We start from the raw sequence: 25,650 nt of genomic DNA on the forward strand, positions 1-25,650 counted from the left end.
CGCCCACTTTGACCGACGAGGTAAAGCATGCGTCGCCCCATGGTAGCTGGTAACTGGAAGATGCACGGTACCCGCGCCAGCGTCGCTGAGCTGACTCAGGGCTTGGGCAATATGCTCATCCCCGACGGTATCGAAGTCGCGGTTTTTCCTCCGGCCCTGTTCATCAATCAAGTCGTTGATGGCCTGCAAGGCAAAGGAATCATCGTCGGAGCACAGAATTCTGCAGTACAGCCCGAACAGGGTGCGCTGACCGGTGAAGTTGCACCGAGTCAGTTGGCTGAAGCGGGTTGCAAGTTGGTGTTGATTGGCCACTCCGAACGTCGCCAGGTTATCGGTGAAAGTGAAGAAGTGCTTAATCGCAAGTTTGCAGCTGCTCAGAAAAGTGGTTTGACGCCGGTGCTCTGTATAGGGGAAACTCTCGAAGAGCGCGAAGCGGGCCAGACGCTAGAAGTTGTTGGGCGTCAACTAAGCAGTGTTATCGACGCGTTCGGTATTGCCGCTTTTGCCAATGCAGTAATTGCCTATGAGCCTGTATGGGCCATCGGTACAGGTTTGACGGCCTCGCCGCAACAAGCTCAGGATGTGCATGCCGCCATCCGTAGGCAGTTGGCAGCGAAGGACGCCGAAGTTGCGCAGAATGTGCAGCTTCTCTACGGCGGTAGCGTGAAGGCGGCCAATGCGGCCGAACTGTTCGGCATGCCGGATATTGATGGGGGGCTCATTGGTGGAGCATCCCTGAACGCAGACGAATTCGGTGCAATTTGTCGCGCCGCAGGAAACTGAACAAATGCTGGAAACAGTTATCGTTGTTTTTCATCTGTTGGCAGCGCTGTCGCTTGTAGTGCTGGTACTGTTGCAACAGGGTAAGGGTGCGGAAGCAGGTGCATCTTTCGGCGCAGGTGCTTCAAATACTGTGTTCGGAAGCCAAGGTTCTGCTACCTTCCTGAGTAAATTCACTGCTATACTTGCTGCCACTTTCTTTTTGACAGCACTTGGGTTAGGATACTTCGCCAAGCAACAAGCTCACCAGCTTGGTCAGGCGGGACTTCCGGATCCAGCGGTCTTGGAAGTGCAACAGCCAAAGCCGGCAGTAAATGATGATGTACCGGTGCTCCAGGAGCAGAAGAGCGAAACCACCCCAGCGGGTGACGTACCTCCTCCAGCCGAAGAGCAGAAGTAACGGGTTTCAAGAAGTAATATTGCCGAGGTGGTGGAATTGGTAGACACGCAACCTTGAGGTGGTTGTGCCCATAGGGTGTAGGGGTTCGAGTCCCCTTCTCGGTACCAATTAAAGCTTGAGAGCCCGCTTTAGCGGGCTTTCTTGCAGGTGGAGGTTAGATTGACCCAGCGACGGGTTCAGTCTTATACTTTCGCCCCAGCTTTGTCGCGGGGTGGAGCAGCTTGGTAGCTCGTCGGGCTCATAACCCGAAGGTCGTTGGTTCAAATCCAGCCCCCGCAACCAGCTTCAGCGGAGCCCCTTTTCAGGGGCTTTTTGCTAGCCGAACAGTTTACGGCGTCGTTGTCCAACGGCGCTTTCAGGGATGGGCGCTTCGCCCATTTTTTATTTGCACAGCATGCACGAGGGGGTTCAGGTGTCGAGCAAGCTAGAACAGTTGCAGGCCTTGTTGGCCCCGGTGGTCGAGGGTCTGGGCTATCAATGCTGGGGGATCGAGTACGTTTCCCAGGGTAAGCATTCGGTACTGCGCATCTATATCGACAAGGAAGGCGGCATCCTGGTGGAGGACTGTGAAGCGGTCAGCCGTCAGGCCAGCGCCATTCTTGATGTGGAAGATCCGATCAGCAGTGAATATACCCTTGAGGTGTCCTCTCCAGGCATGGATCGCCCGCTGTTCACGCTGGAACAGTTTGCCTCGCATGCCGGCGAACAAGTGAAGATCAAGCTGCGTACGCCCTTCGAAGGTCGTCGTAACTTCCAGGGCCTTCTCCGCGGTGTGGAGGAGCAGGATGTGGTGGTCCAGGTGGACACTCACGAGTTTCTGTTGCCGATCGATTCGATCGACAAGGCCAATATTATTCCCAGTTTTGACTGAGACGTGCCGGGCCCGGCGGACTATCCGGGCCCAATGGCTTGCGCAAGGCGAGGCGTACGATGAGCAAAGAAGTACTGCTGGTTGTTGAATCGGTATCCAACGAAAAAGGTGTACCGCCCGGCGTCATTTTCGAAGCGCTGGAAGTGGCTCTGGCCACTGCAACCAAAAAACGTTTTGAAGACGAAGTCGATCTGCGTGTGGAAATCAACCGCCACACCGGTAGCTACGAGACCTTCCGTCGCTGGACCGTGGTCGACGAAGCCGATCTGGACGATCCGGCGATCGAGACCTGGCTGGCCAAGATTCACGAAACTCACCCTGAAGCCAAAGTGGGTGACGTGATCGAGGAGAAGATCGAGTCCATCGAATTCGGTCGTATCGCCGCCCAGACCGCCAAGCAGGTCATCGTGCAGAAGGTCCGTGAGGCCGAGCGCGCCCAGGTGGTCGATGCCTACCGCGAACGCGTTGGCGAGATCATCTCCGGCACTGTCAAAAAGGTTACCCGCGACAACGTCATCGTCGACCTGGGCAACAACGCCGAGGCGCTGCTGGCTCGCGAAGACATCATTCCACGTGAGACCTTCCGGGTCAGCGTGCGCTTGCGTGCGCTGCTCAAGGAAATCCGCACCGAGAACCGCGGTCCGCAGCTGATCCTGTCGCGCACCGCGCCACAGATGCTGATCGAACTGTTCCGCATCGAAGTGCCGGAAATCGCCGAAGGCCTCATCGAAGTCATGGCCGCTTCCCGTGATCCGGGTTCGCGTGCCAAGATCGCCGTCCGCTCCAAGGACAAGCGCATCGACCCGCAGGGTGCCTGTATCGGCATGCGCGGTTCGCGCGTCCAGGCCGTATCCGGCGAGCTGGGTGGCGAGCGTGTGGATATCGTCCTGTGGGACGAGAACCCGGCGCAATTTGTCATCAACGCCATGTCGCCGGCTGAAGTCGCGGCGATCATCGTTGACGAAGATGCCCATGCCATGGACATCGCCGTTGCCGAGGACAACCTGGCCCAGGCCATTGGCCGTGGTGGTCAGAACGTTCGCCTGGCCAGTCAGTTGACCGGCTGGACCCTGAACGTGATGACCGAGAAGGATATCCAGGCCAAGCAGCAGGCGGAAACCGGTGACATCCTGCGCAACTTCATCGAGGAACTGGAAGTCGACGAGGAGCTGGCCCAAGTGCTGGTCGACGAAGGCTTTACCAGCCTCGAAGAAATTGCCTACGTACCGTTGGAAGAAATGCTCAACATCGATGGCTTTGACGAGGAAATCGTCAATGAGCTCCGCGCTCGAGCCAAGGACCGTTTGTTGACCAAGGCCATCGCTACCGAAGAAAAACTGGCAGACGCCCATCCGGCCGAAGACCTGCTCTCCCTTGAGGGCATGGACAAGGACCTGGCGGCGGAACTGGCGGTGCGCGGCGTGGTTAACCGCGAAGACCTGGCCGAGCAGTCGATTGACGACCTGCTCGACATCGACGGCATCGACGAAGAGCGTGCCGGCAAGTTGATCATGGCCGCCCGAGCCCACTGGTTCGAGTAATTAGGCGCGGCCTGAGGAGAGAAGTGCATGACGCAAGTCACGGTGAAAGAACTGGCCCAAGAGGTCGAGGCACCGGTAGAGCGCCTGCTGCAGCAGATGCGTGAGGCAGGTCTGCCGCACACCGACGCCGGTCAGGTAGTGACCGACAATGAGAAGCAGACTCTGCTGACCCATTTGAAGAGCAGCCACAAGAGCAAGGCGGAAGAGCCGCGCAAGATTACCTTGCAGCGCAAGACCACCAGCACCCTGCGTGTCGCCGGTAGCAAAAGCATCAGCGTAGAAGTACGCAAGAAGAAAGTATTCGTTCAGCGCAGCCCTGAAGAGATTCAGGCTGAGCAGAAACGTGAGCAGGACGAGCGCCGTGCGGCTGAAAACGCCGCGCGTGACAAGGTCGACGCCGACGTGCGCCAGCGCAACGAAGAGCAGGCTCGTCGCCACGCGAACGCCACTGCTGCCGCTGCTCCAGCTGCCAAGGCCGAGCCGGCACCCGCCGCTCCAGCTGCAGCTCCGGCACCCGCACCGGTCGTCGCTGACGCGCCTGCTTCCGAAGACGCTGCAGCCCGTGCTGCCGAGCGCAAGAAGGACGAGACCCGTCGCAACGAAAGCCGCACTCGCGATGACGATCGTCGCCGTGGCGAGGCGCCACGTGTGTCGATCAAGGTCAAGGTGAAGGAGAAGGAAAAGGCTCCGACCCCTCGTGCCGCTCCGCGCACCACCGACGAAGAGAGCGATGGCGCTCGCCGTGGTCGTGGTGGCAAGGGCAAGCTGAAGAAGCGCAACCAGCATGGCTTCCAGAACCCGACTGGTCCGGTCATCCGTGACGTGACCATCGGCGAGACCATCACGGTCTCGGAGCTTGCGCAGCAGATGTCGGTCAAGGCCGCTGAAGTCGTCAAGTTCATGTTCAAGATGGGTACTCCGGTCACCATCAACCAGGTGCTCGACCAGGAAACCGCTCAGCTGATCGCAGAAGAGCTGGGCCACAAGGTCACCCTGGTCAGCGATACCGCCCTGGAAGATTCCCTGGCCGAATCGCTGAAGTTCGAAGGCCAGGCCGAGTCGCGTGCACCGGTGGTTACCGTCATGGGTCACGTTGACCATGGCAAGACCTCGCTGCTCGACTATATCCGTCGTGCCAAGGTTGCCGCTGGCGAAGCCGGTGGTATCACCCAGCACATCGGTGCCTACCACGTGGAAACCGACCGCGGCATGGTCACCTTCCTCGATACCCCAGGCCACGCTGCGTTCACTCAGATGCGTGCCCGTGGTGCCAAGGCGACCGACATCGTCATCCTGGTGGTGGCGGCGGACGACGGCGTGATGCCACAGACCCGTGAAGCCGTTCAGCATGCCAAGGCAGCTGGCGTCCCGCTGGTGGTTGCGGTGAACAAGATCGACAAGCCTGGTGCAGACCTCGATCGCATCCGTAACGAACTGTCCGTCGAAGGCGTGACCTCCGAGGAATGGGGTGGTGACACGCCGTTCGTCAAGGTTTCGGCGAAGATGGGTACCGGTGTCGACGAACTGCTCGAAGCCGTACTGCTGCAGGCCGAAGTGCTCGAGTTGACGGCCACTCCGACCGCGCCTGGTCGTGGTGTGGTGGTTGAATCGCGCCTGGACAAGGGCCGCGGCCCGGTGGCTACCATCCTGGTTCAGGACGGTACCCTGCGTCAGGGCGACATGGTCCTGTGCGGCTCCAACTATGGCCGCGTGCGTGCCATGCTGGACGAGAACGGCAAGCCTGTTAAGGAAGCCGGCCCGTCTATCCCGGTCGAGATTCTTGGCCTGGATGGCACCCCGGAAGCCGGTGACGAGCTGTCCGTGGTCGCCGACGAGAAGAAAGCCCGCGAAGTTGCTCTGTTCCGTCAGGGCAAGTACCGCGAGGTCAAGCTGGCTCGTGCTCACGCCGGCAAGCTGGAAAACATCTTCGAGACCATGGGTCAGGAAGAGAAGAAGACCCTCAACATCGTCCTCAAGACCGACGTGCGCGGTTCCCTGGAAGCACTGCAGGGTTCGCTCGGCGGCTTGGGCAACGACGAAGTTCAGGTTCGCGTGATCGGTGGCGGCGTCGGTGGTATCACCGAGAGCGATGCCAACCTGGCGCTGGCGTCCAATGCGGTGCTGTTCGGCTTCAACGTGCGTGCCGATGCCGGTGCGCGCAAGATCGTCGAGCAGGAAGGTCTGGATATGCGTTACTACAACGTGATCTACGACATCATCGAAGACGTCAAGAAGGCCCTGACCGGCATGCTCGGCAGCGATGTCCGCGAGAACATCCTGGGCGTTGCCGAAGTGCGTGACGTGTTCCGTTCGCCGAAGTTCGGCGCCATCGCTGGCTGTATGGTCATCGAAGGTACCGTGTACCGCAACCGTCCGATCCGCGTACTGCGCGACGACGTGGTCATCTTCGAAGGCGAGCTGGAATCGCTGCGTCGCTTCAAGGACGACGCTGCAGAAGTCCGTTCGGGCATGGAGTGCGGTATTGGCGTCAAGAGCTACAACGACGTCAAGGTCGGCGACAAGATCGAAGTCTTCGAGAAAGTCCAGGTTGCTCGTACCCTTTAAGGGCGAGCAGGGTCTCAGCCCCCGCCCCAGGGCGGTGGGCAGCCCCTCAGTAGGTAGCGCCCGGTCAGGCTTCAGCCTGACCGGGCGTTTGCCGCTTTAAGTTACAGGTAGCAAGAATGGCCAAAGAATACAGCCGTACCCAACGTATCGGTGATCAGATGCAGCGTGAGCTGGCAGAGCTGATCCGCCGTGAAGTCAAGGACCCACGCGTGGGCCTGGTGACGATCACTGCCGTGGACGTCAGTCGCGACCTGGGCCACGCCAAGGTCTACATCACTGTCATGGGTGAAGAAACCCCGGACGCCGTTCAGCAGTCGCTGAAGGCGCTGAACAGCGCAGCCAGCTTCCTGCGCCTGCACCTGGGCCGCTCCATGCAGCTGCGCAGCGTGCCGCAGTTGCACTTCCATTTCGATGAAAGCGTCAGCCGCGGTGTGCATCTGTCGGCGCTGATCGAGCGTGCAGTGGCCGAAGACCGCCTGCACAAGGATAGCGACGAGCAGGACACCAAGGAGTAACCGGTGGCCCAGGTCAAACGTATCCGCCGCAACGTCAGCGGCATCATCCTGCTGGACAAGCCACTTGGCTTCACTTCCAACGCCGCACTGCAGAAAGTGCGCTGGTTGCTCAACGCGGAAAAGGCCGGCCACACTGGCAGCCTCGACCCGTTGGCTACTGGCGTGCTGCCGCTGTGCTTCGGCGAAGCGACCAAGTTTTCGCAGTACCTGCTCGATTCCGACAAGGGCTACGAAACCGTCATGCAGCTGGGGCAGACTACCAATACTGCCGATGCGGAAGGCGAGGTCCTGCAAACCCGTGAGGTGACCGTTGGTCGTGCCGACATCGAGGCGCTGCTGCCACGTTTTCGCGGCCCGATCAGCCAGATACCGCCGATGTACTCGGCGCTCAAGCGTGATGGTCAGCCGCTTTACAAGCTGGCGCGTGCAGGAGAGGTAGTGGAGCGCGAGGCGCGTTCTGTTACTATTAACCGCTTGGAGTTGCTCGAGTGCGAAGGTACACGAGCACGGCTGAGCGTAGGATGCAGCAAAGGCACCTATATTCGCACCCTGGTGGAGGATATCGGCGAGGCCCTTGGCTGTGGCGCCTATGTTGCCGAGCTGCGCAGGACCCACGCCGGGCCCTTCGAGCTGGCCCAGACCGTGACCCTCGAAGAACTTGAACAGGCCCACGCCGATGGCGGTAAGGAAGCGCTCGATCGCTTCCTCATGCCTTCGGACAGTGGCCTGCAGGACTGGCCGCTGATTGGCCTGTCCGAACACAGCGCGTTCTACTGGCTGCATGGCCAGGCGGTACGTGCGCCGGACGCGCCGCAATTTGGCATGGTCCGGGTACAGGATCACAATGGTCGTTTCATCGGTATCGGTGAGGTGAGCGAAGACGGGCGTATTGCGCCGCGTCGACTGATTCGATCGGAATGATCGAAACCGGGGGCTTCGGCTTTTGCTGTGGCCCGCGGATACAAGGGTGGCTGTCAGTAGGCACGGTCACACCTTTTTTATTAATACAGGGATTTGTCCCTGGCCTATTGGACCCGCTTGCGGGTTCCGTTATCAGGAGAAGCCAAATGGCCCTCAGCGTTGAAGAAAAAGCTCAAATCGTTACCGACTTCCAGCAAGCTGCTGGTGACACTGGTAGCCCGGAAGTTCAGGTCGCTCTGCTGACCGCGAACATCAACAAGCTGCAAGGCCACTTCAAGGCCAACGGTAAAGACCACCACTCGCGTCGTGGCCTGATCCGTATGGTTAACCAGCGTCGTAAGCTGCTGGACTACCTGAAGGGCAAAGACACCACTCGTTACAGCGCCCTGATCGGTCGCCTGGGCCTGCGTCGCTAATAGCGGCCTGGTCAGTGGTGTGCATGGCGTGTTGCATGCTTCGCCAGCGCTGCTTGGCAGCGTTTGCGTCGGACACGTCACGCGTATCTTCGAGGTTGGCAGCCTGGCAACGCTGAGCGGTTTTTCCGCCCGGCGCCAGGCTCCCAGCCTCGTGTTGTATCTGGACGGTCAATGGGGCCGATTCCCTGTTCTGCCCAAGAATTCGCAAGAAACCAGTTCCCCCAGAGCCACTGAAAAAAGGTAGGAAACCGTGAACCCGGTAATCAAGAAATTCCAGTTCGGTCAATCGACCGTTACTCTCGAAACGGGCCGCATTGCCCGTCAGGCAACCGGCGCCGTGCTGGTTACCGTCGACAACGATGTCACCGTGCTGGTGACCGTAGTCGGTGCCAAGCAGGCCGATCCAGGCAAGGGCTTCTTCCCTCTGTCGGTCCACTACCAGGAAAAGACCTACGCCGCCGGCAAGATCCCGGGTGGCTTCTTCAAGCGTGAAGGCCGTCCTTCCGAGAAAGAGACGCTGACCTCGCGCCTGATCGACCGTCCGATCCGCCCGCTGTTCCCTGAAGGCTTCATGAACGAAGTCCAGGTCGTCTGCACCGTGGTGTCGACCAGCAAGAAGACCGATCCGGACATCGCTGCGATGATCGGTACCTCGGCTGCCCTGGCCATCTCCGGTATCCCGTTCGAAGGCCCGATCGGCGCTGCCCGTGTTGCCTTCCACGAAAGCACTGGCTACCTGCTGAACCCGACTTACGAGCAACTGGCTGCCTCGAGCCTGGACATGGTCGTTGCCGGTACCTCCGACGCCGTACTGATGGTTGAATCGGAAGCTCAAGAGCTGACCGAAGACCAGATGCTGGGCGCTGTACTGTTCGCCCACGACGAATTCCAGGCCGTTATCCAGGCTGTCAAAGAGCTGGCTGCCGAAGCCGGCAAGCCGACCTGGGACTGGAAACCTGCCGTTGCCAACACCGAGCTGTTCAACGCCATTCGCGCTGAGTTCGGCGAAGCGGTTTCCCAGGGCTACACCATCACCGTCAAGGCCGACCGCTATGCGCGCCTGGGCGAGCTGCGTGACCAGGCGATCGCCAAGTTCTCCGGCGAAGAAGGCCAGCCTTCGGCCAGCGAAGTCAAAGAAATCTTCGGCGAGATCGAATACCGCACCGTTCGCGAAAACATCGTTAACGGCAAGCCGCGTATCGATGGTCGTGACACCAAGACCGTACGCCCGCTGAACATCGAAGTGGGCGTTCTGCCGAAGACGCACGGTTCGGCACTGTTCACCCGTGGTGAAACCCAGGCCCTGGTCGTCGCGACCCTGGGTACTGCCCGTGACGCCCAGCTGCTGGACACCCTGGAAGGCGAGAAGAAAGACCCCTTCATGCTGCACTACAACTTCCCGCCGTTCTCGGTGGGTGAGTGTGGCCGCATGGGCGGTGCTGGCCGTCGTGAAATCGGCCACGGCCGCCTGGCCCGCCGTTCTGTACAGGCCATGCTGCCTGCCGCTGACGTGTTCCCGTACACCATCCGTGTCGTGTCGGAAATCACCGAATCCAACGGTTCCAGCTCCATGGCATCGGTCTGCGGTGCTTCCCTGGCACTGATGGACGCTGGTGTACCGATGAAGGCACCTGTGGCCGGTATCGCCATGGGCCTGGTCAAGGAAGGCGAGAAGTTCGCTGTCCTGACCGACATCCTGGGTGACGAAGACCACCTGGGCGACATGGACTTCAAGGTTGCCGGTACTGCCAAAGGCGTTACCGCACTGCAGATGGACATCAAGATCAACGGCATCACCGAAGAGATCATGGAAATCGCCCTGGGCCAAGCCCTGGAAGCGCGCCTGAACATCCTCGGCCAGATGAACCAGATCATTGGCCAGTCGCGTACCGAGCTGTCGGCCAACGCGCCGACCATGATCGCGATGAAGATCGACACCGACAAGATCCGTGACGTCATCGGTAAAGGCGGCGCCACCATTCGCGCCATCTGCGAAGAGACCAAGGCTTCGATCGATATCGAAGACGATGGCTCGATCAAGATCTTCGGCGAAACCAAAGAAGCTGCAGAAGCAGCGCGTCAGCGCGTTCTGGGCATCACCGCCGAGGCCGAGATTGGCAAGATCTACGTGGGCAAGGTCGAGCGTATCGTCGACTTCGGCGCCTTCGTCAACATCCTGCCTGGCAAGGATGGTCTGGTGCACATCTCCATGCTCAGCGATGCACGCGTAGAGAAAGTGACCGATATCCTCAAAGAAGGTCAGGAAGTCGAAGTACTGGTACTGGACGTGGATAACCGCGGCCGTATCAAACTGTCGATCAAAGACGTTGCCGCGGCCAAGGCCTCGGGCGTCTAAGCGACCAGCAACGCTGTATGAAAAGGGCCCCTAGCGGGCCCTTTTTTTATGGCCTGCCGGGAACCTTTTGCACACTTGCATCTTGCACGCAGATTTACCTCGCAGGTTGCAATTTGCACGATCAGCCGCTTTTCGCGATTTGTATAAGTTGTTGATATTCAAGGGAAAAAATAAATCTCAGAACCTGGCACAGCCCGTGCAACTACCTTCATATCTGCCGCCAGGACATACGGCGCAGACCTTTCGAAAAACAGGAGTGACTCACATGAAGAAGTTCGCCATTGCTGCCGCTACTGCTACCGCTCTGACCCTGACCATGGCTGGTGGCGCGTTCGCCGCAGAGCCAGTTCAGGCTCCAGTCATGTTGGCTGCCAACGATACTGTGGACAACATGCAACAGGAAGGCTCCGACACTTGGATCACTACCAAAGTCAAAGCTGACCTGATGACTGAAAAAGGCGTGCCAGGCTCTGACATCAAAGTCGAAACCAGCCAAGGTGTGGTTTCGCTGTCTTCTGACGTGAAGGTCACCGACTCTCAGAAAGAAGAAGCAGTACGCATTACCAAGAACATCGAGGGCGTCAAGAGCGTCATGGCTGATGGCCTGAAGTCCGAATAAGGAATGTCCCGTCGGCCAGAAGGACCTGGCCACCTTTAAAAAAAGCCCCGGCCTCGGCCGGGGCTTTTCATTAGCGCTCAATTCACCGGATTGCGCGCGACGACATCGCCTTCGAAACACACCTGCTCAGCGATCAGTGGCTCCACAAGCGGCCGGCTCTCACGAAAGTGCGGGGTCTGGGTATGCGCTTCGTACGCCTTGTCATCGCGGTAGATTTCGTAGAGGTAGATCACCTCGGGGTCGACTCGATCCTGTAACACATCGAATACCAGGCAGCCGGGTTCTGTGGCAACGGAAGCGGCAGCGTTTACCTTGATGGCAGTGAGAAATAGTTCGGCACAACCCGGCTTGACCCGTGTCTTGATGAACAGACTGTACACATGAGGCTCCTTTTGTTTTAAATTCAACTCTGAATTGTATACAAAAATGGAGCCAGCCAATGTCTGATTTACCTGCACGCCCCGGTCGCCTCAATGGCCTGCGCCATATCGCCCTGTTGGTGCCCAACCTTGAAGAATGCGAGCGCTTCTATGTCGATGTGCTCGGCATGGAGGTATTGAATCGGGCCAACGAGGATCTGGTCTACTTGACCTGCGGTAACGACAACCTGTCGCTGGGGCGGGGGGCAGGCGCTGCCAATGGCCTGCAGACGCTGGATCACTATGGGTTCATCGTCGACAGCGTAGAGGAATTGGAGGCCTGGTATCAGTACTTCAAGGCCTGCGGGGTGACGCTGCTGGACCGGCCCTTCAATCATGGGGATGGCGCGCGCAGCTTCCACTTGCTGGACCCGGCAGGCAACAAGGTGCAGCCGCTGTACCACCCGACGGTGTCGGGGCAGCGGTTGGTCTGAATTCAGGTTGTGGATGTTTTGGGGCCGGTGCAGCTGGCAGGGATTACTCAGCATCAAGGTGCAACGGCGTAATCACCCGACCATCTGATTCAGCCTGCCCCAGCGTGGTATCGATGAAGTAGACCCGGTCATCCTCAAGCTTGCCCTTGTCGACCAGGTAGTCCTTGATACTGCTGGCCCGCTCCTGGCCCAGGGTCCGCAGCAATGCGGCACTTTCGGCCCATGACTTGAGTACCGCCTCGCGCAGCTTGGTGGTGCGCTCCTCGCGGCTGAGTTGTTCCCAGTCGGCCGGCGGTTGCTGTTTCAGGCGGCTACGGTAGATGCCTTCGAGCATGGCAGGTTTGTCGCTGTCGTCGACCACCAGCATGGACGCGTTGGCCGGGACCTTGTCGCCACGGCGTTGCAGAATCTTGTACCAAATGGCCTGATACTCCCGCTCCAGGCGCTGCTGAGCGAGCAGTGGGCCATCGCTGCTCTGGGCACTGGTGCCTTCGATTTCCAGGCGCAGTTCAGGGCGCTCCTTGAGCGCCGAGGCGAGTTTGTTCAGGGCCGATTGCGCATCGCCATTGAGCTCGCTGGAACCTGGGGCGAACGATACATTGCCGAGGTCTTGTGAGCCGCCGCCAGCGATCAGCCCGCCGATGAATTTGAACGGTGCCTGAGCCGCCCGCAGTACAAGGTTACGCAAGGTCTGCCAGACGATTGGCATGACGCTGAACTGCGGGTTGTTGAGGTCGCCGGTCACTGGCAGTTCGATCGAGATCTTGCCTTCGGTGTCCTTGAGTAGCGCAACCGCCAAGCGGATGGGCAGGTCGACCGCATCCGGGCTATCGACTTTTTCCCCCAGTTGCAGCTGTTCGACCACCACTTTGTTCTCGGCTTTGAGCTGGCCGTTGGTGATCAGGTAGTGCAGGTCGAGGTTGAGGCGGCCCTTGCGAATGCGAAAGCCTGCAAACTTGCCGGAGTAGGGCGTCAGCGTGGTCAACTCGACGCGCTTGAAGCTGGTGGCGATATCAAGGCTGGCCAGCGGGTTGAACGGGTTGAGCGCGCCTTTGATGGTAACGGGTGCGTAACGGTCGACTTTACCCTTGATGTCCACCTTGGCTGGCGCCGGCTTACGGTTGTCGATGGTGCCGATCTGGCCGTTCATTTGCTGGACGGCCGTGGCGAAGTTAGGTGTGAGGGTGAGGTCGGCGAAGTTGGCTGAGCCATCGTTGATGCTGATCTGCCCGATGCGGATGCCCAGCGGCTTGCTGCCTGCGGGGCTGGCCGGCTTGGCTTCGTTTGGCGCGGGGGCATCGGCAGGCTGCGGGATGAGCAGGTCATCCACGTTGGTGCTGCGATCTTCGTTGATGATGAAGCGGGCATAGGGCTGCAGGAGGGTTACCTTATCGATCGACAGGGTATCGCCGTGCACATAGGCCAGGCCGTCGACATTCACCTGCTGCCATTTGACGAAGTCGCGGTTCTTGATGGTGTCCAGGGTGTGCAACTGGTTGACCTGCGCCTTGCCGGCCACGGTGAAGGCCAGTGGCTCGGTGCCTTTGAGGTCGACCTTGAGGTCGCTGGCGAGCATGCCGCTACGCAGCTCCAGGCGGATGAACGGGTTGATGTAGGCCTGCGCAATACGCAGATCGATGTCGCGTGTGCTGACGTCGAGCCTGGCGCTGACCGGCGCCAGGTTGACCTCGCCACTGGCCTGCAGCTTGCCCTGCTTGCCAATGCCGGTGTCGAGCTTGAGGGTGAAGGGCGACTGGTTGAGGCTGTCGAAGCCCTGCATGTCGACGTTCAGCGGCCCAACGTCCAGCGCAACCGGCTCTTTCTGGCTGCGGTCGGCCAGGTGCACCTGATAATTGCGCAGCTGAACGTCCTTGAGTAGCACTTGCCATGGCTTGCTCGGCTGCTTTGCTGCCTCGTCGTTGGGGGCCGGTGCTGCGGCGGCCGGCTCTGCCTTTTCCTTGGGCGTGGGCTTGGCCGGCTGGCTGGCGAAGAGTTTTTGCCAGTCGAGTTGGCCGTCCGGCTCCAGGGCGGCCCAGGTTTCCAGTTTTTCACTGCGGATCTTGCCCACGGTCACCAGCTGCTTGGCCAGGTCGATGCGGGTTTCGCTGACATCGAGGCTCACCAGGCGGACCAATGGACGGCCATCCGGCGCCTTTATGGCGAATGGCGCGACACGTACCGAGGTGTTGTCCAGCAACAGCTCGGTTTGCTTGGACAGGTTGAGCCTGTAGTGCGTGTCGAAGTTGACCACGCCGTCCTCCAGCACCAGCGGCACGGCGTCGCGAACGTAGGGCCAGAACAGCTTCATTTTGCCGTCGGTGATTTTCAGTGTGCCTTCGGACGCTATAGGCGCCAGGCTCAAGGTGCCGTTCCAGTCGATGCGCCCGCCGTTAGGGCCCAGTGCCACCAACGTCATGTCGGCGTTGTCGTTCGGCAGCGTGCTGAGGTTTTTCAGCTCCAGGTTCATGTCGTCGTAGACGAATTCGATCGGCTCGCTTGGGCGTTGGTCGGCAAAATGCAGGTAGCCAGCGTTGAGCTTGATGCTGCCGATGCGCAAGGGGAACGGATCCGATGCAGGCTCGTCAGCTTTGGGTTCGCTGGCCGGCAGCTTGAAAAGCTGGGTGAGGTTGAGCGTACCGTCCTTGGCGAAGAGCACTTCGTTGCGGGGCTTGTCGAGTTCGACCGCCTGCAGGTGCAGGGCGCCGCTCCACAGGCTGTCGAGCGCCAGGTTGGCATACAGCCGCTCGAAGCCTACCTGTTCCTTGCCCGGTTCGCCGATCTGCAGGCCCCACAGCGTCAGTTCGAGGCTGAACGGGTTGAGTTCTATGCGCTCAATGTGCGCCGGCAGCGTGGCGTATTGCGCCAGCTGCTGGTTGGCGATGCGCAGGGCAACGCCAGGCGCGATTAGAAAGCCAAGCAGGCTGTAGAGGGCCACCAGAGCCAACAGGGCGCCGAGGGCGCGAGTCAATCCTTTGTACATGTGTCGCTTCGTCTGTCCAGGCAGGAGAGCTTGGAGTATGGCAGGTTAAATCGGTTCCGCCGGGGCGAGGGCATTTGCGCTCACTCGATCCCCATACGCCTTCTGGCGCGATGCGCCGAACCGTCACGCATGGCCCAACGCAGCACGGGGGCGGTGCGGTTGAGTCCCATACGGATCATGCGCCGCTGCAACGGGCTCTGATGCAGGCCGAGCATGGCCTGGGCCCAGTCCGGCAACAGGTCGATACCCGCTTGCAGCATCAACCTGCCAACCGGCTCGGCAAGTCGGCTCGGGGCTGGGGCCTGAAGCAGGATCTCGACCACTTCCAGGCTGCGCGCGTCGCAGTGCAATTGAGGCCGCATACGCTGCAGGTACTCGTCAACCTGCTGGCATGAGCGGGGTACATTGCGGGCGCCGAGGCGTTCGGCGATCAGGGCGATCTCATCGTAATAGCCATCCTGCTCGGCGCGCGACAGCTGCGGGTCGCGATAGCGCAGGTGGGCGGCGAGGAAGCTGCTGACTTCGGCCACGTGGACCCAGGTCAGCAGGTCGGGGTCGCTGGCAGCGTATGGACGGCCATCGGGCGATGTCCCGGTGACCTGCAGGTGAATGGTGCGGACCTTGTCGATCAGCCATTCGGCATCACGGGTCGAGCCGAATGTCGTGCCCGAAATGAACTGGCTGGTGCGGCGCAGGCGGCCGAGCAGGTCCTGGCGAAAGTTGGAGTGATCCCACACCCCCGCCAGTGCCAGCGGGTGCAGCAGTTGCAGCATCAGGGCGCTGATACCGCCAACCAGCATGCTGGGGAAGTCGCCGTGCACCCGCCAGCTCATGCTGTGCGGGCCGAACAGGCCAGGGTCACCTTTGGGGGATTCCAGGTCGAGCTGGCCGAGGGCCAGCCCGGTGAGGCTCATGACCTGGGTTTCGATGCGGCGGCGTAGGGCTTCCATGGTGACCTGTCGTTCAGGGCGGCCATGAACAGCTGCCGCCGGCTATTGGTTGAGGCGTTTGTCGATCAACCCCTGCACCACGCTCGGGTCAGCCAGGGTCGAGGTATCGCCCAGGGTGTCGAGCTCGTTGCAGGCAATCTTGCGCAGTATACGCCGCATGATCTTGCCCGAGCGGGTCTTGGGCAAGGCCGGCGCCCACTGGATCAGCTCGGGTTTGGCGAAACTGCCGATCTCTTTGCTGACCAGTGCCAGCAGTTCGGCCTGCAGGGCATCGTCCGGCGTCACGCCATTCATGGTCGTCACGAAGGCATACACCCCCTGACCCTTGAGGTCATGGGGGTAACCGACCACTGCGGCCTCGGCGACGCTTTCGTGCAACACCAAGGCGCTTTCCACTTCGGCGGTGCCGATGCGGTGACCGGAAACGTTGATCACATCATCGATGCGGCCAGTGATCCAGTAGTCGCCATCGGCGTCGCGGCGGGCGCCGTCGCCGGTGAAGTAATAGCCGGGCATGGGTTTGAAGTAGGTGTCTACCATGCGTTGGTGGTCGCCGTAGACGCTGCGGATCTGCCCCGGCCAACTGGCCTTTATCGCCAGCAGGCCGGCGCCGGGGCCTTCGATCAGCTTGCCTTTGTCATCCAGCAGCACCGGTTGCACACCGAACATGGGTTGGGTCGCACAACCGGGCTTTAGCTTCTGCGTGCCGGGCAGCGGGGTGAGCATGATGCCGCCGGTTTCGGTCTGCCACCAGGTGTCGACGATAGGGCAGCGTTTTTGGCCGACTTGCTCGAAGTACCATTCCCACGCCTCTGGGTTGATCGGCTCGCCGACGCTACCGAGCAGGCGCAGGCTCTTGCGCGACGTACCCTGCAACGGGCCAGAGCCTTCACGCATCAGTGCCCGCAGGGCGGTGGGTGCGGTATAGAAGATATTGACCTTGTGCTTGTCCACCACCTGCCAGAACCGGGAGCTGTCAGGGTAGTTGGGAACGCCCTCGAACATCAGTGAAACCGCGCCGTTGGCCAGCGGGCCATAGACGATGTAACTGTGGCCGGTGACCCAGCCCACGTCGGCGGTGCACCAGAACACCTCGCCGTCACGGTAGTCGAACACCACCTTGAAGGTCATGGCGGCCTGCAGCAGGTAACCGGCAGTGGTGTGCAGCACGCCCTTGGGCTTACCGGTGCTGCCGGAGGTGTAAAGGATGAACAGCGGGTCTTCGGCCTCCATGGGTTCAGGTGGGCAGTCGTCACCCGCGTTTTCCGTCGCCTGGTCGTACCAGAGGTCGCGGCCTTCGCTCCAGGCGACGTCGGTGCCCGTACGGCGTACTACCAATACGCTGCTGACGTCTGGGCAACTGGCCAATGCCTTGTCGACATTCTGCTTGAGCGGGATGCGTTTGCCGCCGCGCACGCCCTCATCGGCGGTGATCACGGTGCGGCAGTCAGCATCGAGAATGCGGTCGCGCAACGCATCCGGCGAGAAGCCGCCGAACACCACCGAGTGAATCGCGCCAATGCGCGTGCAGGCAAGCATGGCGTAGGCGGCCTCGGGGATCATCGGCATATAGATGCATACCCGGTCGCCTTTCTGCACGCCACGTGCCTTGAGCGCATTGGCCAAGCGGCAGACCTGGCGGTGCAGCTCGTGATAGGTGATGGCCTTGGAGTCCGCGGGGTCGTCGCCTTCCCACAACAGGGCGGTCTGCGCGCCGCGCTGGGCCAGGTGGCGATCGATGCAGTTGTAGCTGACGTTCAGTTGGCCACCTTCGAACCAACGGGCTTCGCCGGTCTTGAGGTCGCAGTGCTGTACGCTGGACCACGGTCTGATCCAGTCCAGGCGCTTGGCCTGTTCTGCCCAGAAGGTGTCGGGGTCTTCGACCGACTGGCGGTAGAGGCGGCTGTAGTCGTCGGAAGAGAGGCTGGCGGACTGGCTGACGGCCAGGGCCTGGGGATAGTCGCGGATATCGAACATGGCAGGTGGTCCTTTGCGCTTGTCGGGGCGGTGGACTGCAACGGCTATTCGATTGGACAGTGTAGCTGGAACAGGTGTTCAACCTGTGCCGGCGTCTTCGCGGGCGGGCCACGAAGACGCCGGCATCGGTCAGCCGCGGTGACGGCCGCGGAAGTAGTTGATCAGGCCCTGGGTGGAACCGTCTTCGGCGCTGTCTTCCAGGCTGCCGACGATACGCTGGTAGACACCCTTGCCCAGCTCCTTGCCCAGTTCCACGCCCCACTGGTCGAAGGCGTTGATGCCCCAGATCACGCTCTGCACGAACACCTTGTGCTCATACATCGCCACCAGCGCGCCAAGGCGACGCGGGCTGATGCGTTCGACCACAAGGGTGTTGCTCGGGCGGTTGCCCGGGATCACCTTGTGCGGCGCGAGTTTTTCGATGTCGGCTTCATTCAGGCCTTTTTGACGTAATTCGGCCTCTGCCTCTTCACGTGTCTTGCCCAGCATCAGCGCCTGGCTTTGCGACAGGCAGTTGGCGTACAGCCACTGATGGTGGTCGGCGACCGGGTTGAAGCTCACCACCGGGACGATGAAGTCGGCCGGGATCAGCTGGGTGCCCTGGTGCAGCAACTGGTGGTAGGCGTGCTGGCCATTACAGCCGACGCCACCCCAGATGACCGGGCCGGTATCGGTCTTCACTGGCGTACCGTCGGTCAGCACGCTCTTGCCGTTGGATTCCATGTCCAACTGCTGCAGGTGTTTGGTGATGTTGCGCAGGTAGTGATCGTAGGGGAGGATCGCGTGGCTGCGGGCACCCCAGAAATTACCGTACCAGACGCCCAGCAGGGCCAGCAGCACCGGCATGTTCTTCTCGAACGGCGCGGTCTGGAAGTGCTGATCCATGGTGTAGGCACCCGACAGCAGTTCCTTGAAGTTGGCGGTCCCGATGGCCAGGGCAATCGGCAGGCCGATGGCCGACCACAGCGAATAGCGCCCGCCGACCCAGTCCCACATGGGGAAGATGTTTTCTTCGCGGATACCGAAGGCCACGGCGGCAGCCTTGTTGCTGGAAACGGCGATGAAGTGGCGATACAGCTCTGCTTCGGAACCGCCCTGGGCCAGGTACCAGGTACGTGCGGCCATGGCGTTCTTCAGGGTCTCGAGGGTGTTGAACGACTTGGACGAGACGATGAACAAGGTGGTTTCGGCGCGCAGGTTGGCCGACAGTTCATGGAATTCACTGCCGTCGATGTTGGCCAGGTAGTGGCAGCGCACGCCTCGCTGGGCGTAGGGCAGCAGCGCCTCGGAAACCAGCTCTGGGCCCAGGAAAGAGCCGCCGATGCCAATGTTGACCACGTCGGTGATCGGCTTCTCACTGTAGCCACGCCATAGCCCGTCATGGATACGCCCCACCAGCTCGGTGATCTGGTTGAGTACCTTGTGCACCTCGGGCATCACGTTGACGCCGTTGACGCTGAGCTTGTCACCCACCGGGCGGCGCAGGGCGGTGTGCAGCACCGGGCGGCCTTCGGAGGCGTTGATGATTTCGCCGCTGAACATCGACTTGATCGCATCCTGCAGGCCGACTTGTTCGGCCAACTGCACCAGCAGGTCGCGGCTTTGTTCGTTGATCAGGTTTTTCGAGTAGTCGAGGAACAGGCCGCAGCAGCTCAGGGAGAATTCATCGAAGCGCTTGGGGTCGGCGGCGAAGGCTTCGCGCATGCTGAAATCCTGCATGGCGTCGCGGTGCTGCTGAAGGGCCTGCCAGGCTGGCAGGGCCGTAACATCATGGGGTGTCCGGTAATACGCCATTGCGCAGAATTCCTTGTTGCGTAGGTGTGGCCTTGGACAGGGGCGTCACGGCCAGGTTCAGGCAGGCCATCATTATAGGCATTGGTTGCGCGCAGGGAATGGGGCGGGGAGGGGAATTTGGGGCTGCAGTGCAGCCCCTCGGCGTCACGCGGTCGGTTCGTCAAGGTGCACATAAAGGTTGTCGATAAGCCGCGTGTTCCCCAGGTAGGCGGCAACCAGAATCACCAGGTCACGGTCATCGATCATCGCTGGGCGAAGGGTCAGCGCATGGCGTACCTGCAGGTAGTCCGGGCGCAGGCCGGCTGCTGCCAGCTGATCCTGGCCCTCGGCAACCAGCGCGGCAAAGTCGCGTTGGCCACGGCTGATGGCGTCCCCGATGTGCTTGAGCGTGCGGTAGACCACCGGCGCGGTAGCCCGCTGCTCGGCCGTCAGGTAACCATTGCGTGACGACAGCGCCAGGCCATCTTCGGCGCGCACGGTCGGCTCGCCGATGATCTGGATCGGCATGTTCAGGTCGCGCACCATGGCGCGGATCACCGCCAGTTGCTGGTAGTCCTTTTCGCCGAATACCGCGAGATCAGGCTGCACCATGTTGAACAGCTTGCTGACCACGGTCGCTACGCCCTCGAAATGCCCCGGACGGCTTGCGCCACACAGGCCTTCGGAGAGGTTCGGCACGCTGACGCGGGTCTGCACGGCCATGCCGTCTGGGTACATCTCTTGCACAGTAGGCGCGAACAGCAGATCGCAACCCGCCTGGAGCAGGCGCTCTTGGTCGGCGGCAAGGGTGCGAGGGTACTTGTCGAGGTCTTCGTTGGCGCCGAACTGAAGCGGGTTGACGAAGATGCTGGCAACGACGAAGTCGGCACGTTGGGCCGCTTTGGTCACCAGCGCAGCATGGCCGCTGTGCAGGTTGCCCATGGTTGGCACGAAGCCGATACGCTTGCCCTCGCCACGGGCGCGGGCGATGGCCGCGCGCAGTTCACCGACGGTATTGACTGTGTTCATGCGCTGAATCCGTGCTCAGTCGCTGGGAAGCTCACGTCTTTGACCGCCTTGACGTAGGCGGCAAGTGCGCTCGCGATGTCTGGCTGGCCGACCATGAAGTTTTTCACGAACTTCGGCACCCGGCCGCTCAGGGACAAGCCCAGCATGTCGTGCAGGACCAGCACCTGGCCGTCGGTGGCGCTGCCGGCACCGATGCCGATCACCGGGATACTCACGGCCTGGGTAATCTCGGCGGCCAGTTCGCCAGGTACGCATTCGAGCAGCAGCATGGCGGCGCCGGCCTGTTCCAGCGCGATGGCATCAGCGCGCATCTGCCGGGCCTGGGCTTCCTGGCGCCCCTGCACTTTATAACCGCCCAGAACGTTGACGGTTTGCGGGGTCAGGCCCATGTGGGCGCACACCGGCACGCCGCGCTCGGCCAGCAGGCGAATGGTCTCGGCCAACCATGCAGCGCCTTCAAGCTTGATCATGTGGGCGCCAGCCTGCATCAGCATGGCGCAGTTGGCGAAGGCCTGCTCGGGGGTGGCGTGGGCCATGAACGGCAGGTCGGCAAGAATCAGCGCACCCTCGTTGCCGCGTTTGACGCAGGCGGTGTGGTAGGCCATTTCCGCCGTGGTGACGGGCAGCGTGCTGTCATGGCCCTGCAGGACCATCCCCAAGGAGTCGCCCACCAGCAACACTTCGACCCCGGCCTGGCTGGCAGCCTTGGCAAAGGTGGCGTCGTAGCAGGTCAGCATGGTGATCTTTTCACCCTTGGCCTTGAGGCCGTGCAGGGTGGTCAGGGTTACGTCAGGCATGTAGGAAAATCCTCGTTCAGGCGCTGTGAAAAACGACCGCCAACAACGCGTGTAGTCATCTTCCGGAGCGGCACATCATCGCGCGTGATGTTCGGGGCACAGGTCCGTCCGGGCCTAAATACGGGTATGCGGCACTTTGGTGCCACACGGGACGCCTATAGTCGTGAGCGAGGTGGGGGAAGTCAATCACCCTGTTACCGCATTGTTACTAACAGGGTGTTACTGGCGTTACCGCCCTTGGAGAAAGGCCGCAGCGCCTGGGCTACAGGCGTTCCAGGCCAACGAACGGGCAGGCTTGGAGCAACTGGGCAAGCGGGCGCCCGTCGGCCAGGTGAAAATCGTCTGCCACCAGCTCGGCCAGTGGGTATAGCACGAAGGGGCGGGCATGCATGTGGTAGTGCGGCACCTGCAGGCGTGGCACATCGATGACATGGTCGCCGAACAGCAAGATGTCCAGGTCGAGCGTGCGTGGGCCCCAGCGTTCCTTGCGTACACGGCCCTGTTCGTTCTCGATGGCTTGCAGGGCGTCCAGCAGGTCCAGGGGGGCGAGTGAGGTGTCCAGGGCAGCGACGGCGTTGGTGTAACGCGGCTGGCCAGGCAGCAGGGAGTCACTGGTGTACAGGGCAGACGCTGCCACCAGGCGGGTGTTCGCCACCCGGTCCAGCGCCTGCAGGGCGTTGCCCAGTTGCTCGGCAGGCGCATCCAGGTTACTGCCAAGGCCGATGTAGGCGCGAGTGGTCACTCGAACGCCTCATCGCCACCACGTTTACGCTTGCTGGAGCTGCGCTTGCGCTTGCGTGGGCCGGCGCCGGTGCCTTCATCGCGGCTGCCCAGCTCGCGGATCATCTCGCGGCGCTCGGCGTCGTTGGCGTCCTGGTAATCGGTCCACCACTGGCCGAGGTCATCGGTTTCTTCGCCTGCGCTCTCACGCAGCAGGAGGAAATCGTAGCCGGCGCGGAAGCGTGGGTTGTCGAGCAGCACGTCGGCGCGTTTGCCGCTGCGGCGCGGCAGGCGCTCCTGCATGTCCCAGATCTCGCGGATAGGCAGGGTGAAACGCTTTGGAATGGCAATGCGTGCACACTGTTCGGCAATCAGGTCGTGGGCTGCGCCATTCATCGCCGGGATCGGCGGCACGCCCTGGTTTTGCAGGTGCAGAACGCGGCTTGGCAGTGCTGGCCAGAGCAGGGCGGCGAACAGGAAGGCCGGGGTCACCGGTTTGCCTTGCTTGATACGCAGGTCAGTGTTGCTCAGGGCCTGGCTGATCAGGGTATGGGTGTAGGTCGGGCGCTCTTCCAGTGCATGCGCACTGGCCGGGAACAGCGGCTCGAACAACGCCAGGTCTACCAGCATCTCGAAGACGATGGCGCCTTGCCCGGACAGGAATAGCTTGAGGCACTCCTCGAACAGCCGCGCAGGCGGGATTTCGCGCAGTAGCGGCGCCAGGCTGCGGATCGGCTGGTAAGTGTGCTTTTCGATGCCGAAGTCGAGCTTGGCGGCGAAACGCACCGCGCGCAGCATGCGTACCGGGTCTTCCTGGTAGCGATGAGTCGGGTCACCAATCAGGCGCAGCAGACGGTTGCGTACGTCATGCACGCCGTTGGCGTAATCGAGGATGCGTTCGCTGACCGGGTCGTAGTACAGGGCGTTGATGGTGAAGTCGCGGCGTTGCGCGTCCTCTTCCAGGCTGCCGTATACGTTGTCGCGCAGAATGCGGCCACTGGCATTGTGCGACGAGCGGTGGCTGTCACCTTGGTCGTCTTCGGAGTGAGGGGCACGGAAGGTCGCGACTTCGATGATTTCACGGCCGAAATGCACGTGAACCAGCTTGAAGCGACGGCCGATGATGCGCGCATTGCGGAACTCGGCACGTACCTGCTCAGGTGTTGCGCTGGTGGCGACGTCGAAGTCCTTGGGCGTGATGCCCAGCATCAGGTCGCGCACGCAACCACCGACCAGGTAGGCCTGGTAGCCCGCGCCTTGCAGGCGCTCGACGATATTCACCGCATGGCGGCTGAACTGGTGGCGCTGCAGCGAGTGTTGGCTCTTGTTGATCACCTCAGGCGTGGTGCGCTTGTGGTGCTGGCCCGGTACGGGAGGGCGGAAAGACTGGAACAGCTTCTTCAGCATGGGATGCACTGTGTGAAGGAATGTTCGGCCAAGAATAGGAGAATGGCCGCATGATGGGCGGGGATTCTAGCATTTACTCGGGGGATGGTGTAGGCGGTAGCAGGATGGACTGCCAGAAGGGGAGAAACGACAAGGGGAGCCTAAGCTCCCCAAGAAGTCGTTGCGTGCTCTTATTGTTGTTATGCCGGGCTTCTTGTTTTTGTTGAGTGCCCTGCCCACAAATCTCAAAGCTTGTGGACGACCCCCAATCCAGGGGTTAAGAGCAAACGGATTGCTTTGGCCGCTGATGTCATGCTGATCAATCGATCCAACCAGTTCAGGCGCTGCTTTTTAGTGCAGTTTTTGTTGTTCTCTGCCTGGTCGTGGGGCAAGCCCCAAACACGCATCCTCTCCAAAAGAATCAGTTAGCTGCGCCTCCGCCGTCTTGTTTTTATTGTGCGTGAGCCGTTTCGTCTTGTTCTTATTCTGAGTTGCAGTGCTTGTTATTGTTCTTGTACTGAACATATAGCAGGTGGCGTGCCAACTTTGAGAAACCCAATGAAATCAATGGTTTGACGGGTTTGACGAGAGGCTGGCCGGTGGGGAATGACGAGATTTCGTTACCGTACGCCTCGGGAACTGTTACGGCGAAAAGGTTAGGTAACAGATTTTTGCGGGGGCCGATTGTTACCAGGGGCACAGAGGCTGTTGCGCGTCCATGCAATGGAGCGCCGCGCGGGCGGCGCTCCATAGGAGTCGCTCATTCGCTGGTAGCGTTGCTCTTGCGGCGCGGTATGCCCAGGCGTTGGCGGCGTTCCCACAGGCACTTGCGGCTGACGCCGAGCTTGCGGGCCAGTTCGGTTTCGGTCATATGGTCCTGGTGCTCGAGCACGAAATGCTGGAAGTAGTCTTCCAGCGACAGGTCCTCGGTCGGCTCATGGCTGGCGTTGTTGGCAGCGCCCGCGGCCATCGCGTTGTCGAGCGCGTCGTCATCGTCCATGTCGCTCAGCTCGATGTCGATACCCAGCAGTTCGGCCGATATCTCCGCGCTCTCGCTTAGAATCACCGCACGCTCTACGGCGTTCTCCAGTTCGCGCACGTTGCCCGGCCAGCTGTAATGACGAATGGCTTGCTCGGCTTCAGACGAGAAGTGCAAATCGTCCCGACCGATGCGCGCGCTCTGCCTGGCGAGGAAGGCGCTGGCGATCTCGTTGACGTCACTGCCGCGCTCACGCAGCGCTGGCAACTTGAGGGCGATCACGTGCAGGCGGTAATAAAGGTCTTCACGGAATTGCCCAGCCTTGGCCAGGTTTTTCAGGTCGCGGTGGGTCGCGGCAATCAGGCGCACGTCGACTTTTTGCGACTGTACCGAACCCACCCGGCGGATTTCGCCCTCCTGCAACACCCGCAGCAGACGGGCCTGGGCTTCCAGCGGCAGTTCACCGATCTCATCGAGGAACAGGGTGCCGCCGTCTGCCGCTTCCACCAAGCCGGCACGCCCTGCGCTGGCACCAGTGAATGCCCCTTTTTCGTGGCCGAACAGTTCCGACTCGATCAAGGTTTCGGGGATGGCCGCGCAGTTCACCGAGATCATCGGCGCTTTGGCGCGCCGTGACAGGTTGTGCAGGGCACGGGCTACCAGTTCCTTACCGGTACCGGACTCGCCCTGGATAAGCACATTGGAATCGGTCGGCGCCACCTTGCGGATCTTGCTGTACATGTCCTGCATGGGAGGGCACGAGCCAATGATGCCGATCTCGCCGTTGGCCGATGCCGGAGCGCCTTTGTCGGCAGGGGCTGCCTTGCCGTTGCTGCGTGGCTCGGCCACTGGGGCGGGTGCCGGTGCACTCTGCCGGTCGCGCAGAATACGCGCCACCGCCTGGAGCATTTCGTCGTGGTCGAAAGGCTTGGCGATGTAGTCCACCGCGCCCATCTTCATCGAGTCCACCGCCGAGCGCAGGCTGGCGTAACTGGTCATGATCAGCACTGGGGTGCCTTGGCCAAGCTTGATCAACTCGGTACCCGGCGCGCCGGGCAGGCGCAGGTCGCTGACGATCAGGTCGAAGGTGGCAATGCTGAAGCGTTCCTGGGCTTCCTGCACCGAGCCGGCTTCGCTGACCTGGTACTGGTTCCGCTCGAGCAGGCGACGCAAGGCCGAGCGGATGATGGTTTCGTCTTCGACGATCAGAATATGCGGCATT

21 protein-coding genes and 2 tRNA genes are annotated in these 25,650 nt (G+C 61.1%); 13 read left to right on the forward strand and 10 right to left on the reverse strand.

Annotation, left to right across the window (positions count from 1 at the left end):
* The first annotated feature begins 27 nt into the window (after positions 1-27).
* From tpiA to ACIPZH_RS08130, 12 genes are all read left to right on the forward strand, one after another.
* Positions 28-783 carry a triose-phosphate isomerase gene (tpiA, locus tag ACIPZH_RS08075; RefSeq protein ID WP_400635846.1) on the forward strand — a complete coding sequence of 252 codons (756 nt, stop codon included), beginning with the start codon at positions 28-30 and terminating at the stop codon, positions 781-783.
* Positions 784-787: 4 nt separating this feature from the next.
* A complete protein-coding gene (gene secG / locus ACIPZH_RS08080; protein ID WP_241803846.1) occupies positions 788-1,180 on the forward strand; it encodes a preprotein translocase subunit SecG in 393 nt (130 codons plus the stop codon).
* A gap of 21 nt (positions 1,181-1,201) precedes the next feature.
* Positions 1,202-1,287 (forward strand) — tRNA-Leu (locus ACIPZH_RS08085).
* Between the two features lie 98 nt (positions 1,288-1,385).
* Positions 1,386-1,462, forward strand: a tRNA-Met gene (locus ACIPZH_RS08090).
* Between the two features lie 130 nt (positions 1,463-1,592).
* Positions 1,593-2,051 carry a ribosome maturation factor RimP gene (gene rimP, locus ACIPZH_RS08095; protein ID WP_241803845.1) on the forward strand — a complete coding sequence of 153 codons (459 nt, stop codon included), beginning with the start codon at positions 1,593-1,595 and terminating at the stop codon, positions 2,049-2,051.
* A gap of 59 nt (positions 2,052-2,110) precedes the next feature.
* Complete coding sequence (gene nusA, locus ACIPZH_RS08100; RefSeq protein ID WP_241803844.1) at positions 2,111-3,592, forward strand: transcription termination factor NusA; 1,482 nt, start codon at positions 2,111-2,113, stop codon at positions 3,590-3,592.
* 27 nt (positions 3,593-3,619) lie between these two features.
* The gene (infB, locus tag ACIPZH_RS08105) at positions 3,620-6,157 is read left to right on the forward strand and encodes a translation initiation factor IF-2 (RefSeq protein WP_241803843.1); all 2,538 of its coding nucleotides are present in this window, start codon (positions 3,620-3,622) and stop codon (positions 6,155-6,157) included.
* A gap of 116 nt (positions 6,158-6,273) precedes the next feature.
* Complete coding sequence (gene rbfA, locus ACIPZH_RS08110; protein ID WP_400635848.1) at positions 6,274-6,672, forward strand: 30S ribosome-binding factor RbfA; 399 nt, start codon at positions 6,274-6,276, stop codon at positions 6,670-6,672.
* 3 nt (positions 6,673-6,675) lie between these two features.
* Positions 6,676-7,593, forward strand: coding sequence for a tRNA pseudouridine(55) synthase TruB (gene truB, locus ACIPZH_RS08115; RefSeq protein WP_400635849.1), 918 nt, complete (start codon positions 6,676-6,678; stop codon positions 7,591-7,593).
* 146 nt (positions 7,594-7,739) lie between these two features.
* On the forward strand, positions 7,740-8,009 hold the full coding sequence (rpsO, locus tag ACIPZH_RS08120; protein ID WP_012274241.1) for a 30S ribosomal protein S15: 270 nt from the start codon (positions 7,740-7,742) through the stop codon (positions 8,007-8,009).
* Between the two features lie 250 nt (positions 8,010-8,259).
* On the forward strand, positions 8,260-10,365 hold the full coding sequence (gene pnp / locus ACIPZH_RS08125) for a polyribonucleotide nucleotidyltransferase (protein WP_012312657.1): 2,106 nt from the start codon (positions 8,260-8,262) through the stop codon (positions 10,363-10,365).
* A 265-nt stretch (positions 10,366-10,630) separates the two neighbouring features.
* Positions 10,631-10,984, forward strand: a complete 354-nt coding sequence (locus tag ACIPZH_RS08130; RefSeq protein ID WP_400635850.1) for a BON domain-containing protein — start codon at positions 10,631-10,633, stop codon at positions 10,982-10,984.
* Positions 10,985-11,061: 77 nt separating this feature from the next.
* On the opposite strand, the gene ACIPZH_RS08135 is transcribed toward ACIPZH_RS08130, so the two are convergent.
* The gene (locus tag ACIPZH_RS08135; RefSeq protein WP_400635852.1) at positions 11,062-11,364 is read right to left on the reverse strand and encodes a putative quinol monooxygenase; all 303 of its coding nucleotides are present in this window, start codon (positions 11,362-11,364) and stop codon (positions 11,062-11,064) included.
* A gap of 59 nt (positions 11,365-11,423) precedes the next feature.
* Between ACIPZH_RS08135 and ACIPZH_RS08140 the strand changes: the two genes are divergently transcribed.
* Complete coding sequence (locus ACIPZH_RS08140) at positions 11,424-11,837, forward strand: VOC family protein (protein WP_241803839.1); 414 nt, start codon at positions 11,424-11,426, stop codon at positions 11,835-11,837.
* 43 nt (positions 11,838-11,880) lie between these two features.
* Here ACIPZH_RS08140 and ACIPZH_RS08145 read toward each other — a convergent pair whose 3' ends face one another.
* The 9 genes from ACIPZH_RS08145 to ACIPZH_RS08185 all read right to left on the reverse strand — a co-directional run bounded on the left by ACIPZH_RS08145 (position 11,881) and on the right by ACIPZH_RS08185 (position 25,649).
* On the reverse strand, positions 11,881-14,817 hold the full coding sequence (locus ACIPZH_RS08145; protein ID WP_400635854.1) for a DUF748 domain-containing protein: 2,937 nt from the start codon (positions 14,815-14,817) through the stop codon (positions 11,881-11,883).
* Positions 14,818-14,897: 80 nt separating this feature from the next.
* Positions 14,898-15,767, reverse strand: coding sequence for an oxygenase MpaB family protein (locus ACIPZH_RS08150; protein WP_400629897.1), 870 nt, complete (start codon positions 15,765-15,767; stop codon positions 14,898-14,900).
* A 42-nt stretch (positions 15,768-15,809) separates the two neighbouring features.
* A complete protein-coding gene (gene acs, locus ACIPZH_RS08155; protein ID WP_400635856.1) occupies positions 15,810-17,744 on the reverse strand; it encodes an acetate--CoA ligase in 1,935 nt (644 codons plus the stop codon).
* A gap of 129 nt (positions 17,745-17,873) precedes the next feature.
* Positions 17,874-19,538 (reverse strand): glucose-6-phosphate isomerase, encoded by a 1,665-nt coding sequence (gene pgi, locus ACIPZH_RS08160; protein WP_241803836.1) that lies wholly within the window; start codon positions 19,536-19,538, stop codon positions 17,874-17,876.
* A 144-nt stretch (positions 19,539-19,682) separates the two neighbouring features.
* Positions 19,683-20,546 (reverse strand): pantoate--beta-alanine ligase, encoded by an 864-nt coding sequence (gene panC, locus ACIPZH_RS08165; protein WP_349975272.1) that lies wholly within the window; start codon positions 20,544-20,546, stop codon positions 19,683-19,685.
* Entirely contained in the window at positions 20,543-21,343 is an 801-nt protein-coding gene (gene panB, locus ACIPZH_RS08170; RefSeq protein ID WP_400635858.1) for a 3-methyl-2-oxobutanoate hydroxymethyltransferase, read from the reverse strand. The genes panC and panB overlap by 4 nt, the downstream gene beginning before the upstream one ends.
* A gap of 262 nt (positions 21,344-21,605) precedes the next feature.
* Positions 21,606-22,085, reverse strand: a complete 480-nt coding sequence (gene folK / locus ACIPZH_RS08175) for a 2-amino-4-hydroxy-6-hydroxymethyldihydropteridine diphosphokinase (protein ID WP_241803833.1) — start codon at positions 22,083-22,085, stop codon at positions 21,606-21,608.
* Positions 22,082-23,470, reverse strand: coding sequence for a polynucleotide adenylyltransferase PcnB (locus tag ACIPZH_RS08180; protein ID WP_400635860.1), 1,389 nt, complete (start codon positions 23,468-23,470; stop codon positions 22,082-22,084). Before ACIPZH_RS08180 ends, folK begins: the two co-directional genes overlap by 4 nt.
* A gap of 739 nt (positions 23,471-24,209) precedes the next feature.
* Positions 24,210-25,649, reverse strand: a complete 1,440-nt coding sequence (locus ACIPZH_RS08185) for a sigma-54 dependent transcriptional regulator (protein ID WP_241803831.1) — start codon at positions 25,647-25,649, stop codon at positions 24,210-24,212.
* Position 25,650: the final 1 nt, after the last annotated feature.

This window comes from Pseudomonas sp. NPDC089758 (genome assembly GCF_044748705.1).
Classification (GTDB): domain Bacteria; phylum Pseudomonadota; class Gammaproteobacteria; order Pseudomonadales; family Pseudomonadaceae; genus Aquipseudomonas; species Aquipseudomonas putida_X.

Bases quoted from the DNA above. Each gene is read 5' to 3' on its own strand.
- tpiA (WP_400635846.1), top strand. From the start codon at position 28: ATGCGTCGCCCCATGGTAGCTGGTAACTGGAAGATGCACGGTACCCGC.
- secG (WP_241803846.1), top strand. From the start codon at position 788: ATGCTGGAAACAGTTATCGTTGTTTTTCATCTGTTGGCAGCGCTGTCG.
- nusA (WP_241803844.1), top strand. From the start codon at position 2,111: ATGAGCAAAGAAGTACTGCTGGTTGTTGAATCGGTATCCAACGAAAAA.
- infB (WP_241803843.1), top strand. From the start codon at position 3,620: ATGACGCAAGTCACGGTGAAAGAACTGGCCCAAGAGGTCGAGGCACCG.
- rbfA (WP_400635848.1), top strand. From the start codon at position 6,274: ATGGCCAAAGAATACAGCCGTACCCAACGTATCGGTGATCAGATGCAG.
- rpsO (WP_012274241.1), top strand. From the start codon at position 7,740: ATGGCCCTCAGCGTTGAAGAAAAAGCTCAAATCGTTACCGACTTCCAG.
- ACIPZH_RS08130 (WP_400635850.1), top strand. From the start codon at position 10,631: ATGAAGAAGTTCGCCATTGCTGCCGCTACTGCTACCGCTCTGACCCTG.
- ACIPZH_RS08140 (WP_241803839.1), top strand. From the start codon at position 11,424: ATGTCTGATTTACCTGCACGCCCCGGTCGCCTCAATGGCCTGCGCCAT.
- ACIPZH_RS08145 (WP_400635854.1), bottom strand. From the start codon at position 14,817: ATGTACAAAGGATTGACTCGCGCCCTCGGCGCCCTGTTGGCTCTGGTG.
- ACIPZH_RS08150 (WP_400629897.1), bottom strand. From the start codon at position 15,767: ATGGAAGCCCTACGCCGCCGCATCGAAACCCAGGTCATGAGCCTCACC.
- acs (WP_400635856.1), bottom strand. From the start codon at position 17,744: ATGTTCGATATCCGCGACTATCCCCAGGCCCTGGCCGTCAGCCAGTCC.
- pgi (WP_241803836.1), bottom strand. From the start codon at position 19,538: ATGGCGTATTACCGGACACCCCATGATGTTACGGCCCTGCCAGCCTGG.
- panC (WP_349975272.1), bottom strand. From the start codon at position 20,546: ATGAACACAGTCAATACCGTCGGTGAACTGCGCGCGGCCATCGCCCGC.
- panB (WP_400635858.1), bottom strand. From the start codon at position 21,343: ATGCCTGACGTAACCCTGACCACCCTGCACGGCCTCAAGGCCAAGGGT.
- ACIPZH_RS08180 (WP_400635860.1), bottom strand. From the start codon at position 23,470: ATGCTGAAGAAGCTGTTCCAGTCTTTCCGCCCTCCCGTACCGGGCCAG.
- ACIPZH_RS08185 (WP_241803831.1), bottom strand. From the start codon at position 25,649: ATGCCGCATATTCTGATCGTCGAAGACGAAACCATCATCCGCTCGGCC.